At 53.1% G+C, this 15,922-nt stretch carries 15 protein-coding genes; 5 read left to right on the forward strand and 10 right to left on the reverse strand.

Going from position 1 to position 15,922, the window contains the following annotated elements:
- Positions 1-47: 47 nt before the first annotated feature.
- Positions 48-1,298: a formyl-CoA transferase gene (frc, locus tag FHW66_RS04545; RefSeq protein ID WP_183378506.1), complete on the reverse strand. Its 1,251-nt coding sequence runs from the start codon at positions 1,296-1,298 to the stop codon at positions 48-50.
- A gap of 433 nt (positions 1,299-1,731) precedes the next feature.
- Here frc and FHW66_RS04550 point away from each other — a divergent pair, with 433 nt between their 5' ends.
- The 3 genes from FHW66_RS04550 to FHW66_RS04560 all read left to right on the forward strand — a co-directional run bounded on the left by FHW66_RS04550 (position 1,732) and on the right by FHW66_RS04560 (position 6,436).
- Positions 1,732-2,298: a histidine phosphatase family protein gene (locus FHW66_RS04550; RefSeq protein ID WP_183378507.1), complete on the forward strand. Its 567-nt coding sequence runs from the start codon at positions 1,732-1,734 to the stop codon at positions 2,296-2,298.
- Between the two features lie 425 nt (positions 2,299-2,723).
- Positions 2,724-5,360: a DNA mismatch repair protein MutS gene (gene mutS / locus FHW66_RS04555; protein WP_183378666.1), complete on the forward strand. Its 2,637-nt coding sequence runs from the start codon at positions 2,724-2,726 to the stop codon at positions 5,358-5,360.
- Positions 5,357-6,436 (forward strand): hypothetical protein, encoded by a 1,080-nt coding sequence (locus FHW66_RS04560; protein ID WP_183378508.1) that lies wholly within the window; start codon positions 5,357-5,359, stop codon positions 6,434-6,436. Before mutS ends, FHW66_RS04560 begins: the two co-directional genes overlap by 4 nt.
- Before the next feature lie 79 nt (positions 6,437-6,515).
- On the opposite strand, the gene FHW66_RS04565 is transcribed toward FHW66_RS04560, so the two are convergent.
- Together FHW66_RS04565 and FHW66_RS20865 are read right to left on the reverse strand one after the other, a co-directional pair.
- A complete protein-coding gene (locus FHW66_RS04565; RefSeq protein ID WP_183378667.1) occupies positions 6,516-7,073 on the reverse strand; it encodes a peptidylprolyl isomerase in 558 nt (185 codons plus the stop codon).
- 28 nt (positions 7,074-7,101) lie between these two features.
- Positions 7,102-7,227, reverse strand: a complete 126-nt coding sequence (locus tag FHW66_RS20865) for a hypothetical protein (protein ID WP_255458811.1) — start codon at positions 7,225-7,227, stop codon at positions 7,102-7,104.
- A 92-nt stretch (positions 7,228-7,319) separates the two neighbouring features.
- On the opposite strand from FHW66_RS20865, the gene FHW66_RS04570 reads away from it, so the two are divergent.
- Both FHW66_RS04570 and FHW66_RS20870 read left to right on the forward strand, forming a co-directional pair.
- Positions 7,320-8,444, forward strand: a complete 1,125-nt coding sequence (locus FHW66_RS04570; RefSeq protein ID WP_183378509.1) for a cupin domain-containing protein — start codon at positions 7,320-7,322, stop codon at positions 8,442-8,444.
- A gap of 283 nt (positions 8,445-8,727) precedes the next feature.
- Positions 8,728-8,970, forward strand: a complete 243-nt coding sequence (locus FHW66_RS20870) for a hypothetical protein (protein ID WP_255458812.1) — start codon at positions 8,728-8,730, stop codon at positions 8,968-8,970.
- Positions 8,971-9,049: 79 nt separating this feature from the next.
- Here the strand turns inward: FHW66_RS20870 and FHW66_RS04580 are convergent, their stop codons facing one another.
- The 7 genes from FHW66_RS04580 to htpX form a co-directional block, all read right to left on the reverse strand.
- On the reverse strand, positions 9,050-9,859 hold the full coding sequence (locus FHW66_RS04580; RefSeq protein ID WP_183378511.1) for an MBL fold metallo-hydrolase: 810 nt from the start codon (positions 9,857-9,859) through the stop codon (positions 9,050-9,052).
- A gap of 61 nt (positions 9,860-9,920) precedes the next feature.
- Entirely contained in the window at positions 9,921-11,087 is a 1,167-nt protein-coding gene (gene bamC / locus FHW66_RS04585; RefSeq protein ID WP_183378512.1) for an outer membrane protein assembly factor BamC, read from the reverse strand.
- Positions 11,088-11,152: 65 nt separating this feature from the next.
- Positions 11,153-12,031: a 4-hydroxy-tetrahydrodipicolinate synthase gene (dapA, locus tag FHW66_RS04590; RefSeq protein ID WP_183378513.1), complete on the reverse strand. Its 879-nt coding sequence runs from the start codon at positions 12,029-12,031 to the stop codon at positions 11,153-11,155.
- 137 nt (positions 12,032-12,168) lie between these two features.
- Entirely contained in the window at positions 12,169-13,368 is a 1,200-nt protein-coding gene (locus FHW66_RS04595; RefSeq protein WP_183378514.1) for a tryptophan--tRNA ligase, read from the reverse strand.
- 9 nt (positions 13,369-13,377) lie between these two features.
- On the reverse strand, positions 13,378-14,061 hold the full coding sequence (locus FHW66_RS04600) for a site-2 protease family protein (protein ID WP_183378515.1): 684 nt from the start codon (positions 14,059-14,061) through the stop codon (positions 13,378-13,380).
- Positions 14,062-14,273: 212 nt separating this feature from the next.
- On the reverse strand, positions 14,274-14,900 hold the full coding sequence (locus FHW66_RS04605) for an L-threonylcarbamoyladenylate synthase (RefSeq protein WP_183378516.1): 627 nt from the start codon (positions 14,898-14,900) through the stop codon (positions 14,274-14,276).
- An 81-nt stretch (positions 14,901-14,981) separates the two neighbouring features.
- Complete coding sequence (gene htpX, locus FHW66_RS04610) at positions 14,982-15,857, reverse strand: protease HtpX (RefSeq protein WP_183378517.1); 876 nt, start codon at positions 15,855-15,857, stop codon at positions 14,982-14,984.
- Between the last annotated feature and the right edge of the window lie 65 nt (positions 15,858-15,922).

The raw sequence follows: 15,922 nt of genomic DNA on the forward strand, positions 1-15,922 counted from the left end.
GAAGCTAAAAATGGCCAGTATCAATATGGTGCTGGCCATTTCTTGCATCAGATCACCTTGGCTTCACGCAGGTGGGCAATTTGCTGTGCGGAGTAACCAAGTTCGGTGAGAATTTCCTCATTGTGCTCACCCAATAATGGCGCTCCCTTGATCGCTGGCGTAAAGCCTGAGAATTTAATCGGGCTGCCAACGGTAAGATACTTGCCGCGTTTTTTCTGCTCCACTTCCACTATCGTACCGCTGGAGCGTAAGGACGCATCGCCAGCAATTTCCTTCATGGTCAACACCGGAGCGCAAGGCACATCAAACTTTCTCAGATACTCGACAGCTTCAAATTTGCTCTTTTCGGCGAGTGTCTTTTCAATCTCTGCGAAGATATCGAACAAGCGTGATTGTCGTGCCTTGGCCGTGACGTAATTAGGATCATCCTTCCACTGCGGCTTGCCAATGGCGTCGCAGGTTGCTGCCCAGTTCTGTTCCTGAATAGTGAAATAGATATAGGCATTCTGATCGGTCTCCCAACCCTTGCATTTGAGAATCCATCCAGGCTGACCACCGCCACCGGCGTTACCTCCACGTGGAACGACGTCGGTGAAGCTGCCATTGGGATATTGCGGATACTCTTCCAGATAGCCAACCTTTTCCAGGCGCTGCTGGTCACGCAGCTTGACCCGGCAGAGATTGAGCACACTGTCCTGCATGGAGATCGTCACGCGCTGTCCCCGTCCGGTTTTTTCACGGCCGATCAATGCGGTCAACAATCCAATCAGCAAATGCATACCAGTGTTGCTATCGCCTAGTGCCGCTGCGCTGATGGTTGGCGGACCATCCCAGAAGCCCGTCGTTGAGGCTGCACCGCCAGCACATTGCGCAACGTTTTCATAGGCTTTGATATCAGCATACGGCGAGTCATCATTAAATCCCTTGACCGAACCAAAGATCAGACGCGGATTAAGTTTCTGCAAATGCTCCCAGGTAAAGCCCATGTGATCCATCGCGCCCGGATGGAAGTTCTCCACCAGTACATCCGCTTCCCGGATCAACTGTTCCATGATCGCCTTGCCTTCAGGTGTCTTGGTATTGAGCTCCAGTGAGCGCTTGTTACTATTGAGCATAGTGAAATAGAGCGCATCCAGTTCAGGAATATCACGCAGTTGATTACGGGTGACGTCACCTACGCCAGGACGCTCGACCTTGATCACTTCGGCGCCATACCACGCCATCATCTGCGTGCAGGCAGGACCAGATTGAACGCCGGTAAAATCGATAACCTTGATACCACTGAGAGGGAGATCCATGTTCTATTCCTTGGGTAAATGGGGAGATAGCTAGTACGTGAAAATTGACTAGGCATGAATTCAGTCTATAGCCCTAGCGGGGGTCTAAACCTTGACGTGGATCAAGCAGTAGCTAACGTTACAGAAACGTTACAAATTCAACAGGGATTGGCATTGCAGCCATTAGTGGCTGCCGCATCCAGCCCCGGCGCCGGGATCGAAAAATGGCTCGTCTTTGAATATCAACGACACCCCTTGCACAACGTAGTGGAGAATTTTTAATCTGCAAACATGCTCATTTTTTACTCGTTTACTGACTGCGCTGTGCAATGACTGCTGTATTCGAAGGGAGACTGAAGCAAAGCTGATTTACCGGTAGACTAAGTTTGCCGATTCACACCAATTTTCCCCAGTGTGCTATTCATCAGCTTCGCTACTTAGGCATCTACCGATCATGACAAAACTCATTGCGAGCATTTTTTGCCAGTTAATGCTGATTAACAGTGCAAATGCCTCAGAGCTATCAGAGCAACTGGCCAGTCCGAACTATGTCTTAATCATGCGCCATGCGCGTGCGCCCGGTATTGGAGATCCCGATCGATTCTCACTCGATGACTGCGGGACCCAACGCAACCTAAGCGACGAAGGCCGGGAGCAAGCCAGAAAAGTGGGGCTTTGGCTGCATCAGCAGAATATACAGAGCGCGCTGGTGGTTAGCAGCCCATGGTGCCGTACCAAAGAGACGGGGACCTTGCTCAACTATGGCACCGCACAGCCTGATAGCGCACTGGCCTCCTTCTTCGATGATCCAGCTAGTGCTGACAGTGCCAATATCCGGCTAGAGCAATTCATCGTGAACGCGGTCGACCAAAAACATCGACGTGCCCTGATTCTAGTAACCCACGAAATCAATATCGAGCGATGGATTGGTGTCAGCGTTGCAGCGGCTGAAATGGTATTGGTTCATATCGATGCGCACGGAAAGCCACTCTCACACAAGGTCTATCCTCGACCTGAATAAGGAACCTCACGGGCAACTCTGTACGTAAGTTCGCTCGTCTCGTCGTCTTACCCTCTGTGTCACCATTGCCAACGCACGCGATCCTTTGCGGAAGAATCCAAGAAAACACCTACCCAACCAAACTGGGCTGGGAGAACTTCTGCATGCGCCTTCTGTCGGAAATTTCATCGTGATCAACTATCATTTCCCTTCACCAATCCAGTCTCCAAAAGAGGCTTGCGGGCAGTGGAAGAGTAAAATTAGGCCTCTCGTAATTTAGCCGTGACTGGACCTTTTCAGGGTCTCCGGCAAATGCATCATGAATTGCGTTTTTCCAACAGAGCGAAAAATAGATAAGTCATTGAATGAAAACGGAAAAAGAGAATTTAAGCAGCAAAAAGGCAGCAGCCCAGCAGGAGGACAACAGTGCAGCCAAACATACGCCCATGATGCAGCAGTATCTGCGCATCAAGGCTGAGTATCCGACCACGCTCGTGTTTTACCGCATGGGAGATTTCTACGAACTGTTTTTCGATGATGCAGAAAAAGCGTCCCGCTTGATGGGTATCACGCTGACCCAGCGCGGCAGTTCCAATGGCACACCAATCAAGATGGCGGGTATCCCGTTTCATTCGGTCGACCAGTATCTGGTCAAGCTGATCAAACTGGGCGAATCGATTGCCATCTGCGAACAGATTGGTGACCCTGCCACCAGCAAGGGACCGGTCGAGCGCAAGGTAGTGCGGGTGATTACGCCTGGTACGCTCACCGATGCCGATCTGTTGCCAGAAAAATCTGATCAGGCCTTGCTGGCCATCAACATGGTTATCAGCAAGCAGCGCAAAACGACAGTCGGTCTGGCCTGGCTCGCTATGGCCAGCGGTGCGCTCAAATTGATGGAGTTCACAGTTGCCGACAACCTGCTGGAGACGCGACTGAAACAGGAGCTGGAGCGCATTTCTCCGGCCGAGATTCTGATTGGCGACACTCAGGAGCAAAATTGCACGGCTTTACTCGGCTTGAGCAGCAAGTCCACTACCGTACCCGACTGGCATTTCGATCAAGCCAGTGGCAACCGTTCTCTGCTGGATCAATTGTCAGTAGCAACGCTGAACGGCTTCGGGGCGGAAGGAATGACGGCGGCCATCGGTGCTGGTGGCGCCCTGTTGCGCTATGCCCTGTCGACGCAAGGCAAAGGCTTGCAGCACGTACGCACGCTCACGGTCGAATCGGAAAACGAATTCATTGGCTTGGATGCGGCGACGCGGCGCAATCTGGAGCTGACCGAAACCATTCGCGCACAAGATGCCTCAGCGCAGGCACCGACGTTGTTCTCCTTACTCGATCATTGCCGCACGGCGATGGGCTCACGTCTGTTGCGGCATTGGTTGCACCATGCGCGCCGTGACCAGCACGTTGCTCGCGCCCGCCATGCGGCAGTCAATGCGCTCATGCGTACGGACGCCTGCGCCGGTCTCTCGAGCACGCTCGCTTCGGTCCCCGACATCGAACGTATCACCACCCGGATTGCATTGCTTTCAGCGCGCCCGCGTGATCTGGCAGGATTACGCGCTGGCTTGCAACAACTGGGCTCGTTACGTGCCTACGTCGCCATGTGCAGCCGGGATGCCGATGCCCCCTTGCTGCTGAATCTGCAGGAAGCACTAGCAACGCCGACTGACTGTCTTGATCTGCTGGAGCGGGCCATCATGCTGGAACCAGCGGCAATGGTGCGTGATGGTGGTGTGATTGCGCGTGGCTACGATGCCGATCTGGATGAACTCCGTGGTCTTTCAGAAAATGCAGGACAGTTCCTGATCGATCTGGAAACCCGGGAACGGGCTCGCACCGGCATTGCCAACCTGCGCGTCGAATACAACAAGGTGCATGGTTTTTATATTGAAGTCACGCATGGTCAGACTGACAAAGTGCCCGATGACTATCGTCGCCGGCAAACCCTGAAAAACGCCGAGCGTTACATCACGCCAGAGCTCAAAGCGTTCGAAGACAAGGCCTTGTCGGCGCAGGAGCGCGCGCTAACCCGCGAAAAATTCCTTTACGATCAGGTATTGCAGGATCTGGCACCACACATCGTCACGTTGCAGGACATCTCGCATGCCCTCGCGCAGCTCGATACGCTGGTTGCATTGGCCGACCACGCAGCGCGCCATAACTGGTGCGCGCCGATGCTGGTGGACGAGCCCAGCATTCAGATCGAGCAAGGACGCCACCCGGTGGTGGAAAACCAGATCGAACGCTTCATTGCCAACGATTGTAGTTTTAGTGCCGAACGCAAACTGTTGCTGATCACGGGTCCCAACATGGGTGGTAAATCGACCTTCATGCGTCAGGTCGCACTGATTACGTTGCTGGCCTATGTCGGCAGTTTCGTGCCCGCCAACAGTGCCACAATCGGCCCAATTGATCGTATCTTCACCCGGATTGGTGCTGCAGATGATCTGGCCGGCGGCCGTTCTACCTTCATGGTGGAGATGACGGAATCGGCAGCCATCCTCAATAACGCGACGGAAAACTCACTGGTGCTGATGGATGAAGTCGGCCGCGGCACCTCGACTTTCGACGGTCTGGCGCTGGCTTGGGCCATTGCCAAACACTTGATTGATATCACGCGCAGCTTCACCTTGTTTGCCACGCACTATTTCGAGCTGACGCAATTGCCTGAATTGCATCCAAGTGCAGCCAATGTGCATCTGTCAGCGGTGGAGCACAAGGACAGCATTGTGTTCCTGCATGCGGTGCAAGCTGGCCCGGCGTCACAGAGTTATGGTCTGCAAGTGGCGCAACTGGCGGGTGTACCGACACCGGTCATTCGTGCTGCGCGCAAGCATCTGGCTGCGCTGGAATCGCAGTCGGTACAGGCAACACCACAGTTTGATCTGTTTAATGCACCATCCGGCACCATCAATGACAGTGATATTGAAGAGGTCGCGGCGCTACCTTTGGTACCAGCGAGTGATCGCGCGCTGAGTGAGGCACTGGCCGAGATTGACCCGGATGCTCTAACACCGCGTCAGGCACTGGATGCCTTGTATCGTCTGAAGCAGCTGAGTCACGAACAATGACGACGACACTGACTAGCGTGCAAGGTAAAGCAGGCATTCTGGCTAGTCTCGGCAGAACGGTTTGCATGACTGCGTTGACCATGACTGCGCTGCTAAACCCAATGGTGAGTATGGCGCAGAGCAGCTTCCAGTTCGGCGTGGTGGGACATTCATTTGCCAGTAATGCGGATGATGCTGTGTTGCGTCGTGCCCTGGCTGACAGTGATAACGAAAATCTGGCATTTCTGATCGTCAATGGCATCAAGGCCAGTGGCGAACCGTGCTCTGATTCACTGTACGAAGAGCGCCGCGACCTGCTGCAAACCTCGCAACACGGTGTGGTGGTCGCCGTGGCTGCCAGCGACTGGGTGAGCTGTCGCAATCAAAGCGGGAACGTAGCTATCGAGCGTCTTAACCGGCTGCGTGAATTACTGTTCACCGATGAATTCTCATTGGGCGCAACCAGAATCCCGCTGCTGCGGCAGTCGCTGATGCCACAGTTTCGTGCTTATGCCGAAAATGCGCGTTGGGAGTTTGGAGACATCCTGTTCGCCACCATCAATATTCCGGTGACGAACAATCACTTTGTCCAGGAAGGCGGACGCAATGGAGAATTCGAAGACAGGCTGATTGCCAACAAGGATTGGTTGCAGCGTCTGTTCAAGCTGGCGGCCCAACGCAGGTTACCAGGCATCGTGCTGTTTTGCGATGCCAATCCACTGGCACAACCAGGTCAGCGACCGTTTTTGCTGCATGGTCAGCGTGACGGTTTTGCTGAGATGCGCCTGCGCATCAATCAGCTTGCCGCTGGCTACCATGGCAAGGTGTTGCTGGTCCACGGCGAGAGTCTGAAAAGCGAGTCATCAGCGAACGGTATCGTCTGGCATCACAATCTGGGAAGTCTCGGTGTTGCCTCTGGCTGGGTCAGGCTGAAGGTGGATAATCACAGTACCGCGTTGTTCGCTTTGGCAGGCAATGGCAAAAATGGAAAATCTACCAAAAACCGAAAAAGCACGCCGATAGTGCCCCAATATCCAGCATCGCCACAGTTGCCACAGTCCACCGAGCAACCCGAACCAACTGAACAGTCACAATAAAAAACGCAGCCTGGGCTGCATTTTTTGCGTGACGATCGTTGACGTCAACTGCTGAGCAGTACGTCAATCGATTCGTACTTTAATGGATTGGATGGCTGCGGAAGTGATCACCCTCTTCACCATCACCACCCTCATCATCGCCGTGGTCATGACCATGGTGATGATGACCATGCGGGCCATGTACGTGCTGATGTTCAATTTCTTCCTCAGTGGCGGCGCGGACTTCAGCAACGCTCAGCTCGAATACCAGCGCAATGCCAGCCAGCGGATGATTGCCATCGAGGACGACGGTATCTTCGGCAATTTCAGTCACAGTGAAAATCACTGCAGACTGCTGCTCGTCATCTGGCGAGCCTTCAAACTGCATACCAACTTCGATCGGCGATGGCAGACGGTTCTTGGGCTCGGTCTTGACCAGATCAGCGTCGTATTCACCGAACGCATCGGCTGGCTCAACCTTGATGGTGGTGTTGTAACCAGTTTCCTTGCCATCGAGTGCTTCTTCGATCTTGGGCAATGTGTTTTCATAGCCGCCATGGAGGTACACCATTGGCTCACGGCTCTCTTCGATCAATACGCCCTGCGCATCGGAAAGTTTGTAGTTCACGGAAACTACGGTATTTTTGGCAATCTTCATGTATGCCCCTTCTCTGGTATCTGGTTCATCAATCATTGCAGGTCCTTGAAGCACCGGATTGGCCGGTGGCGACCTGCGCTTGTGCTGCTGGACCGAGCGGCAAGGCCAGACAATGTCTGGCGACCTTGCATTCGGCCTCAAGAAGGCATGACATGGTAAGTGTGCTGCAATCTGCCCGGCAATTATACCTGTTATCGCCATGCAAACCGGCTGCCACGAGGGCCAAGGGGATTCTATAATGGCATCATGAAAAATTCCCTGACACTGTTTGGCGGCATCAGTCCCGCCGTCTTCCTGCGCGACTATTGGCACAAGAAACCTTTGCTGATTCGCCAGGCCATCCCCGGCTTTGCTCCCTTGCTGTCGCGACAGGCCCTGTTTGACCTGGCTGCCCGTGATGATGTTGAATCACGTCTGATCCAGCAACGCGATGACAACTGGAAAATGGATCATGGCCCGCTTGCCAAACTCCCGCCATTGAAACAGTCCCAATGGACCATGCTGGTACAAGGCGTCAATCTGCATGATGACCAGGCCGATGACTTGTTGCGGCAGTTCCGCTTCTTGCCGGATGCACGTCTGGATGACCTGATGATCAGCTATGCCACTGATGGCGGCGGCGTTGGTCCGCATTTTGACTCCTATGACGTGTTCCTGCTGCAGGCACACGGAAAACGTCGTTGGCAGATCAGTTCGCAGAAGGATTTATCACTGGTGGATGGCATGCCACTAAAGATTCTGAGCAATTTCCAGGCGGAGCAAGAGTTTGTCCTGGAGCCGGGCGATATGCTCTATATACCACCGCATTACGCCCATGATGGCGTCGCCGTCGGTGAATGCATGACCTATTCGATCGGCTTCCGCGCTCCGGCATTCCAGGAACTAGGCGAAGCTTTTCTGCAATTCATGGCCGATTCCATTGATTTACCGGGACGTTATGCTGATCCGGAACTGAGCGTTACCAAACATCCGGCAGAAATCCCAGCACCGTTGCTGACGCGTGTAACCGAAGAAATCAATAAAATGCGCTTCACGCAGGATGACATCACCATCTTCCTTGGTGAATATTTATCCGAGCCGAAGGCATCAGTGTTCTTCGATCCAATCGATAAACCGTTGACTCCTGCCCGCTTTGAGCAGGCTGCAAAAAAACGTGGCATTCGACTTTCACGCAAGACCAGCATGCTTTACCGCGGCAAACATGTGTTCATCAATGGTGAGTCTTTTGCCGTAGGTCGCGCTGACAAAACACTTCTGAGCACCCTGGCGGACATGCGACATCTGGACAAATTAGGACTCCAACATGCCTCTCAGGATGTTCTGGAGGCCTTCCATGGCTGGTATCAGGATGGATGGATCGAGCTTGCATAAACGTGTGCAAAAAACGCTGTTTTTCACTACGTAACTCTGGAGTGAAAGCCGCAAACCTGCATGGAGACAGGCCTGACGCCAAGCTGACAAAGGTCAGCGAAATCTTACAAATGCTTACAGAAACGAATAATTCACATGTGAATTTTCGAAAAGTTGGCTATAATGTTGGGCTGGAAAGCTTTCGTTGTTTGGTGAAAGTACGAAGCGGCGAAAACATCCTGTAGAGCGATAATTACCGGTAATTATTCATCGCAAAATTTTGATTATTATTGAAGGAATATTCATGAAAAAGACTCTGTTGATCGCATCTTTGTTGGCTGTTGCTCTGGCAGCTTGCGGTAAAAAAGAAGAAGCACCTGCACCAGCACCAGCACCAGCAGCTGAAGCTCCAGCAGCACCAGCAGCAGCTCCAGCAGCTGACGCACCTGCAGCAGCCCCAGCAGCAGCTCCAGCAGCTGACGCAGCAGCTCCTGCTGCAGCACCAGCAGCTGACGCAGCTAAGCCAGCTGACGCACCAGCAAAATAATCAACTGATTATTGAAAAAGCCGACCAGTGGTCGGCTTTTTTTATGCCTGCTCGCCTGATTCGCTTCGCGGAATCAAATTCAAGCAATCACTATCCAGTCGAACCCCTGCTCCTGACAGGCGATCATGACCTCGGCAGAATGCTGATCAAGTGCAGTCGTGAGCGCAGCGCGTGCCAGATCTGGCGTATTGTTCTTGAGACTCAAATGTGCGCCCACCACCATCTTGAGCCTGTGCTTGTCGAGTGCAGCCAATATCTCCGCACTGATATCATTGGCCAGGTGACCGTAAGGACCACCAATACGCCGCTTTAACGACGGCGGATACACTGAGTCGGCCAGCATCTGCCGATCATGGTTACACTCCAGTACCAAAGCATCACAGCCTCCCAGTGCCTGCAACAGATGCCCGGTCGACTGACCTGCATCAGTCAACACACCTAATTTGCAGTCGCCATCGGTAGCAACGAACTGCACCGGCTCTCTGGCATCGTGCGGCACGGTATAGGGCTGCAGTGTCAGATCACCAATGCGGAATGCCTCACTGTCACGACAGAAATGCAGATCGACATCCTTGCAGACTGATGCACCGACCGCTTGAAAGGTGCCATAAGTCAGCCATACTGGAATTTCATAACGACGTGCAAATTTGAATACACCACCAACGTGGTCGGCATGCTCATGGGTGACCACGATACCAGAGATATCCTCGGGCGTTCTACCAAGCCGGCTCAGACGATGTTGGGTTTCCTTGATGCTGAAACCACAGTCGAGCATGACCGTGGTGCATCGGTGTTGAGTAGATTCACTATCAGAATTACCTCCAGGATCAGAGGTAGAAATGAGGAGCGAATTGCCTTCGCTGCCACTGCCCAGACTTGCAAATTTCAACAGTGGCCCCGCGAAGACAATCTTGACGAACGAATTTCGATAACAACAATGACAATAATGATTACTTCAGCTGGTCGTTCAGCAATCCAAGAATGCTGTCAGCTGCTTCTGATACTTCCTGCTTGCCGTCGTTATTTTGAACAATGATCATGCTGTTGTCGCCGCTAGGCTTGACCAGAATCTGGTAGCGCGCAGCCTGTTTGTCCTTGTCTTTGGTCGTAAAGACACGTGCAAAGAAACCACGGTCATCCTTGGCCTTGGCATCCGTATTCTGATCAACATAGCGAACAAAATAAATGCCCTTGGTGCGATCACGATCTTCCACGGTAAAGCCGACACGATCCAGCGCCAGACCAACACGACGCCATGCACGGTCAAAGCTTTCATCCACCTGAACAGTCGACCCATTGGCTGTCTTGAGCAAATGGGAGCGTGCCTGTACTGCAGGTGCGCTCGCGACAGCTGCCTTCGCCTTTTCCTGCTCGGCACCCAGACGCACCATCAGACGCGACAGGAATTCAGCTTCCAGCCCCGGATCCGAAGGACGTGTAGTCCAAACCGAAGTTTCCTTGGATTGTCCAGTCAACACCTCTACTGCGCCGCGATGACTGATGAAAATTTCGGTGGTGCCGTTTGCACCGCGCTCAAGGCGCGTGCGGAATTTGTCACGCTCGCCGGTCGAATACAGCGAGTCAAACACTTTACCCAGGGTATTACGGATAAAGTCCTGGGGGATTTTGGCACGATTTTCTGCCCAGTCAGTTTCCATCACACCAGTATCAGGAGACTCCACATTGATCAGGAATCCAGAGTCTTGCCAGAAATCCTTGATCTCCGGCCACAATTGTTCTGGCGATTTGTTGACGACCAGCCAGCGCTGTGTACCGTCACGCTCAATACGGATATCCCCCTTGGACGCCGGTGCCACGGCAGCCGGTTCATTCGAAGGTGCAGCCGCCGCCTGCTGCTGATTGAAGCTCGATGCAGTAGCAACACCCTTGGCTGCGTCCGGCAGGGCGTAACGGTTGTCTCGCTGCAACTGGGTCAAGTCAGGTGGTACCTCCAGGCGCGGTGTCTGCACCTTGTCCGCACTCTTGTAATCGATACGATCACCTTCCAGCATGTTGTTGACAGAGCTACATCCTGCCAGTGTGATGAGCGCCAGCGCGATCAAACTACGTTGCGGGAAAAGGTGTGAAACAGAGTGAACGTTCTTGCGAATTGTCATATCGTTACAATGAAAAGCGGATTCGGGTTCAAGGGTAAACGACGTTGCCGTTTAGCTCTAATCAATTATTTAAATACAGCGGATTCGCGCAATGCTGCACGCACGGTATCGTGGAAGGATGCATCCAGCGGTGCCAGCGGCAAACGCAATCCAGATTCTATCAATCCCATTTCCATCATGGCCCATTTGACTGGAACCGGATTGGGCTCGACGAATAACTTGTTATGCAGTGGCAACAGTTTGTTGTTCAGCGCGATCGTCATCGCCACATCGCCATTCATTGCGGCAACACACAAGTCATGCATATCACGCGGCGCGACATTGGCGGTTACCGAAATATTGCCCTGGCCACCATACAGCATCAGTGCAAAGGCAGTCGGATCATCGCCTGAATAAACCGCAAAGGATTTAGGCGCCAGACGGATCAGATCAGTACCACGACCAAGATTGCCGGTCGCATCCTTGACGCCGACAATGCCATCGACCTGTGCCAGGCGCAAAATGGTCTCATTGCTCATATCGGCAACAGTGCGTCCTGGGACGTTGTACAGGATCACTGGAAGATCAACCGATTCGGCGATTTTCTTGAAATGCTGATACATCCCCTCCTGGGTTGGACGGTTGTAGTAAGGCACAACCTGCAACGACGCATCGGCACCGACCTGCTTGGCAAATGCGGTCAGTTCGATCGCTTCAGAGGTGGAATTGCCACCCGTGCCGGCGATGATAGGAATGCGTTTAGCCGTGTGCTCGACCGCCACTTTGATGAGTTCGGCATGCTCTTCAACCGAAACCGTTGGCGATTCGCCTGTGGTGCCGACAATCACGATGCTGTCGGTACCCTCGGCGATATGCCAGTCAATCAATTTGCGCAGGCCCGGGAAATCGAGACTGCCATCCGGATGCATCGGCGTGACGATGGCGACTATGCTGCCCTTGATCATGATGTTAATGCGTAGAAAGTAATACGTTGAAAGGGAAAAAGTCCGATTGTAGCGGATCGCCGCAACTACCGGTCATTTTGTTCAAGTTTCCCGGGCTCGACCTACAGCCCGGGCGATTTACAACCGTGGCAATCAGCTCAATAACCGAGACCCATTGCCTCACGTACATCGCGCATGGTGTCTTGCGCCAGCTTGCGCGCATGATCGCAACCGTCCGCAATAATCGCACGAACCAGCGATGGATCGTCAAGATATTGCTGTGCGCGCTCAAGCATTGGCTGCTGTTCCTTGAGAATGGCATCGATGACCGGCTGCTTGCATTCGATACAGCCAATACCCGCCGAACGACAGCCCTTGTCAGCCCATTGCCGGGTAGCGTCATCGGAGTAGACCAGATGGAATTGCCAGACCGGACATTTACCCGGATCGCCCGCATCGGTGCGACGCACACGCTGTGGATCAGTTGGCATGGTCCGAACCTTCTTGGTCACGGAGTCCTTGTCTTCGCGCAGCGCAATCGCATTACCGTAGCTCTTCGACATTTTCGCGCCATCCAGTCCAGGCAGGCGGGATGCATCCGTCAGCAATGCCTGTGGTTCAGTCAGGATCAACTTGCGGCTGCCTTCCAGATAGCCAAACAGACGCTCACGATCAATCATAGAGAGATTCTGGGCATCGTCGAGCATCGCCTTGGCCTGCTCCAGCGCCTCTTCGTTACCTTGCTCCTGAAATTCGGTACGCAGTTCAAAGTATAACTTGGAGCGTTTGCTGCCAAGCTTTTTGACCGCTTCGCGCGCCTTTTCCTCGAAGCCTTTTTCCTTGCCGTAAAGATGATTAAAGCGGCGCGAAATTTCCCGCATCATTTCGATATGAGGAATCTGGTCTTCACCTACCGGTACTTGGCTGGCACGATAAATCAGTACATCGGCAGCCTGCAACAGCGGATACCCTAGAAACCCGTAGGTCGCCAGATCACGGTCGTTGAGCTTTTCCTGCTGATCCTTGTAGGTCGGCACGCGCTCCAGCCAACCCAGCGGTGTCGCCATCGACAACAACAAATGCAACTCGGCATGCTCAGGTACACGCGACTGAATGAACAGCGTCGACTGGGACGGATCGACACCGGCTGCGAGCCAGTCGATCACCATTTCCCATGTGCTGTGCTCGATGACGCTTGGATCATCGTAATGAGTCGTCAGGGCGTGCCAGTCAGCCACGAAGAACAGACAGGGCAACTCGGATTGCAGTCTTACCCAGTTTTTCAGAGCGCCGTGATAGTGGCCCAGATGGAGCGCACCTGTAGGACGCATACCGGAAACAACGCGATCAGGGTACATGATGATTATTTAGAGTGAATTAAACAACAACGAAAACAGAATGGGGAATGATAACGGGGTTATCAGGCTCAGGAACCAGCAGGCAGCGTAAATCAGCGGAAACATCCACCAGGTGTAAATAACGTTGAAGAACACCAGCGCCATGACAATAAAAAATCCATAGGGCTCAATCTGGGCAAACTTATAGGCATAACGATTCGGCAGCAAACTGGTCAACACACGACCACCATCAAGCGGCGGGATCGGGAACAGGTTGAATGCCATCATGACCAGATTGGTAAAAATACCTGCCCTGGCCATTTTCAGGAAGAAAGGCTCCTGCACACCGACCACTACCATCAGGTAGATAGCGTAAGTCCACAGTACTGCCATGATCAGATTGGCAGCGGGACCTGCCAGTGCCACCCAGGCCATATCGCGTTTGGGTTTGCGCAATTTGCCAAAATCCAGCGGCACCGGCTTGGCATAACCAAACAGAAATTTACCGCCGGAAACCAGATACAACAGCACAGGAATGACGAGTGTACCGAACGGATCAATGTGCTTGGCGGGATTGAGGCTCATGCGCCCCATCATGTAGGCGGTGGTATCACCAAAGTATTTAGCCGCATAGGCGTGCGCGGCCTCGTGCAAGGTAATGGCAAATAATACGGGGAGCGCATAGACTGCGACAGTCTGGATAAGATCATTCATGGGTGCGAATTTTAGCAGAGGGGCTGCCAGCAGCCGCGCAAAAATCAGCGCGTGCTATTTACAGAGAAGCATTTCAGCCGAAAATGAGCTTATCTTTTAGCTTATCTATACGCTTGTCGATAGGCTTGCAACGATACCAACATGTATCGCCATTGCAATTTCATTTTCACTCGGACACACTACGTACAAGACAGAAACTTTCTTCCTGGAAATTAAAAACCAAATGCTGCAGCATCCCCGCGCCCCTGGCGCAATAACAGTGGTTCATCATCATTGCTCAGGTCAATCACTGTCGTCGGCTCAAGGCTACAGGCGCCGCTATCGATCACCAGTTCAATCTGCTTCTCCAGACGTTCGCGTATATCGTCAGCATTGGTCAAGGGTTCTTTCTGATCCGGCAAAATCAACGTGGTCCCCAGCAAAGGTTGGCGCAATTCTTCCAGCAACGCATGAGCAATCCGGTTTTCCGGCACTCTTAAACCAATGGTCTTGCGAGAGGGATGACTAAGACGGCGCGGCACTTCCTTGGTGGCTTCCAGAATGAATGTGTAAGGTCCCGGCGTGGCCGCCTTGAGCAAACGATATTGCCGATTGTCGACCTTGGCATATTGTGCAATTTCACTCAGGTCGCGACACAACAGGGTGAGATGATGCTTGTCATCCACACCACGAATGCGCCGCACACGTTCCACAGCATCTTTGTTATCAAGTTGACAAACCAGTGCGTAACACGAGTCGGTCGGCAGCGCGACGATACCGCCGGCATTGATGATCTGTGCCGCCTGCTTGATCAATCGGAGCTGCGGATTATCAGGGTGAATTTCAAAAAACTGACTCATGCGTCTTTCTGCAAATGAACTCAACAGGCTTATAAAGGCAAAACGGCGGCTTAACGCCGCCGTCTTGTCAGATTACTACTTTCAGCGCTGACCGCGCAAGGCGGCGATGCGCTGCTCCAACGGTGGATGACTGGAAAACAATGCCATAAAGCCAGGCTTGTCGTTAATGCCCATGGCAGCCATTGACTCCGGCAAACCGCTCACAGGAATACCGCCCAGTCGCGCCAGCGCATTGATCATTGGTTGCGAATTACCAAGCAGACGCGCGGATCCGGCATCAGCACGGAACTCGCGATAGCGAGAAAACCAGGCCACGATGATGGAAGCGCCAATACCGAACACGATCTGACACACGATGACCGTCACCATGTAGCCGATACCGGGACCGGAGTCATTGTCGTTGCGACGCAGTGCAGAATCGACAAAATAACCAATCACGCGCGAGAGAAACACGACGAAGGTATTTACGACACCCTGAATCAGTGTCATGGTGACCATATCGCCGTTGGCAATGTGCGCCACCTCATGCCCGAGCACAGCCTCGACTTCTTCCTTGGTCATGCCTTGCAACAAACCGGTTGAAACTGCGACGAGTGCGGAATCCTTGAACGCACCGGTGGCAAACGCATTGGGCTCGCCATCATAAACGGCCACTTCAGGCATGCCAATGCCCGCGCGTTGGGCCAGCGTCGATACGGTGCTGACCAGCCAGGCTTCCGTACCATTGGACGGTGTATCGATGACGCGCGCACCAGTGCTCCACTTTGCCATCGGTTTGCTCATGAGTAGCGAGAAAATGGAACCGGTAAAGCCAACCACCAGCGAAAAAACCAGCAGCATGGACAGATTGAGACCTGAGCGTGTCATGAATTTGTCTACACCGAGCAGTGACAAAATCACGCTCATGACCACCAGTACGGCGATATTGGTCGCGAGGAAGAGGAATAGGCGTTTCATGCTGAAGCTCCTGTCGGCAACGTGCCGCTATAAAAGTGCCTATTAAATAGGATCAGGAGGGTGAA

The sequence above is a fragment of the Herbaspirillum sp. Sphag64 genome (assembly GCF_014192645.1).
In the GTDB taxonomy this organism is placed as follows: domain Bacteria; phylum Pseudomonadota; class Gammaproteobacteria; order Burkholderiales; family Burkholderiaceae_D; genus Herbaspirillum.

What these genes read in the sequence shown, in the direction of transcription:
- FHW66_RS20870 (WP_255458812.1), top strand. Translation starts at nt 8,728, where the DNA reads ATGAAAAAGACTCTGTTGATCGCATCTTTGTTGGCTGTTGCTCTGGCA.
- bamC (WP_183378512.1), bottom strand. Translation starts at nt 11,087, where the DNA reads ATGACAATTCGCAAGAACGTTCACTCTGTTTCACACCTTTTCCCGCAA.
- dapA (WP_183378513.1), bottom strand. Translation starts at nt 12,031, where the DNA reads ATGATCAAGGGCAGCATAGTCGCCATCGTCACGCCGATGCATCCGGAT.
- FHW66_RS20865 (WP_255458811.1), bottom strand. Translation starts at nt 7,227, where the DNA reads ATGTCATGCCTTCTTGAGGCCGAATGCAAGGTCGCCAGACATTGTCTG.
- FHW66_RS04560 (WP_183378508.1), top strand. Translation starts at nt 5,357, where the DNA reads ATGACGACGACACTGACTAGCGTGCAAGGTAAAGCAGGCATTCTGGCT.
- FHW66_RS04605 (WP_183378516.1), bottom strand. Translation starts at nt 14,900, where the DNA reads ATGAGTCAGTTTTTTGAAATTCACCCTGATAATCCGCAGCTCCGATTG.
- FHW66_RS04570 (WP_183378509.1), top strand. Translation starts at nt 7,320, where the DNA reads ATGAAAAATTCCCTGACACTGTTTGGCGGCATCAGTCCCGCCGTCTTC.
- FHW66_RS04565 (WP_183378667.1), bottom strand. Translation starts at nt 7,073, where the DNA reads ATGAAGATTGCCAAAAATACCGTAGTTTCCGTGAACTACAAACTTTCC.
- FHW66_RS04550 (WP_183378507.1), top strand. Translation starts at nt 1,732, where the DNA reads ATGACAAAACTCATTGCGAGCATTTTTTGCCAGTTAATGCTGATTAAC.
- FHW66_RS04600 (WP_183378515.1), bottom strand. Translation starts at nt 14,061, where the DNA reads ATGAATGATCTTATCCAGACTGTCGCAGTCTATGCGCTCCCCGTATTA.
- htpX (WP_183378517.1), bottom strand. Translation starts at nt 15,857, where the DNA reads ATGAAACGCCTATTCCTCTTCCTCGCGACCAATATCGCCGTACTGGTG.
- mutS (WP_183378666.1), top strand. Translation starts at nt 2,724, where the DNA reads ATGATGCAGCAGTATCTGCGCATCAAGGCTGAGTATCCGACCACGCTC.
- frc (WP_183378506.1), bottom strand. Translation starts at nt 1,298, where the DNA reads ATGGATCTCCCTCTCAGTGGTATCAAGGTTATCGATTTTACCGGCGTT.
- FHW66_RS04595 (WP_183378514.1), bottom strand. Translation starts at nt 13,368, where the DNA reads ATGTACCCTGATCGCGTTGTTTCCGGTATGCGTCCTACAGGTGCGCTC.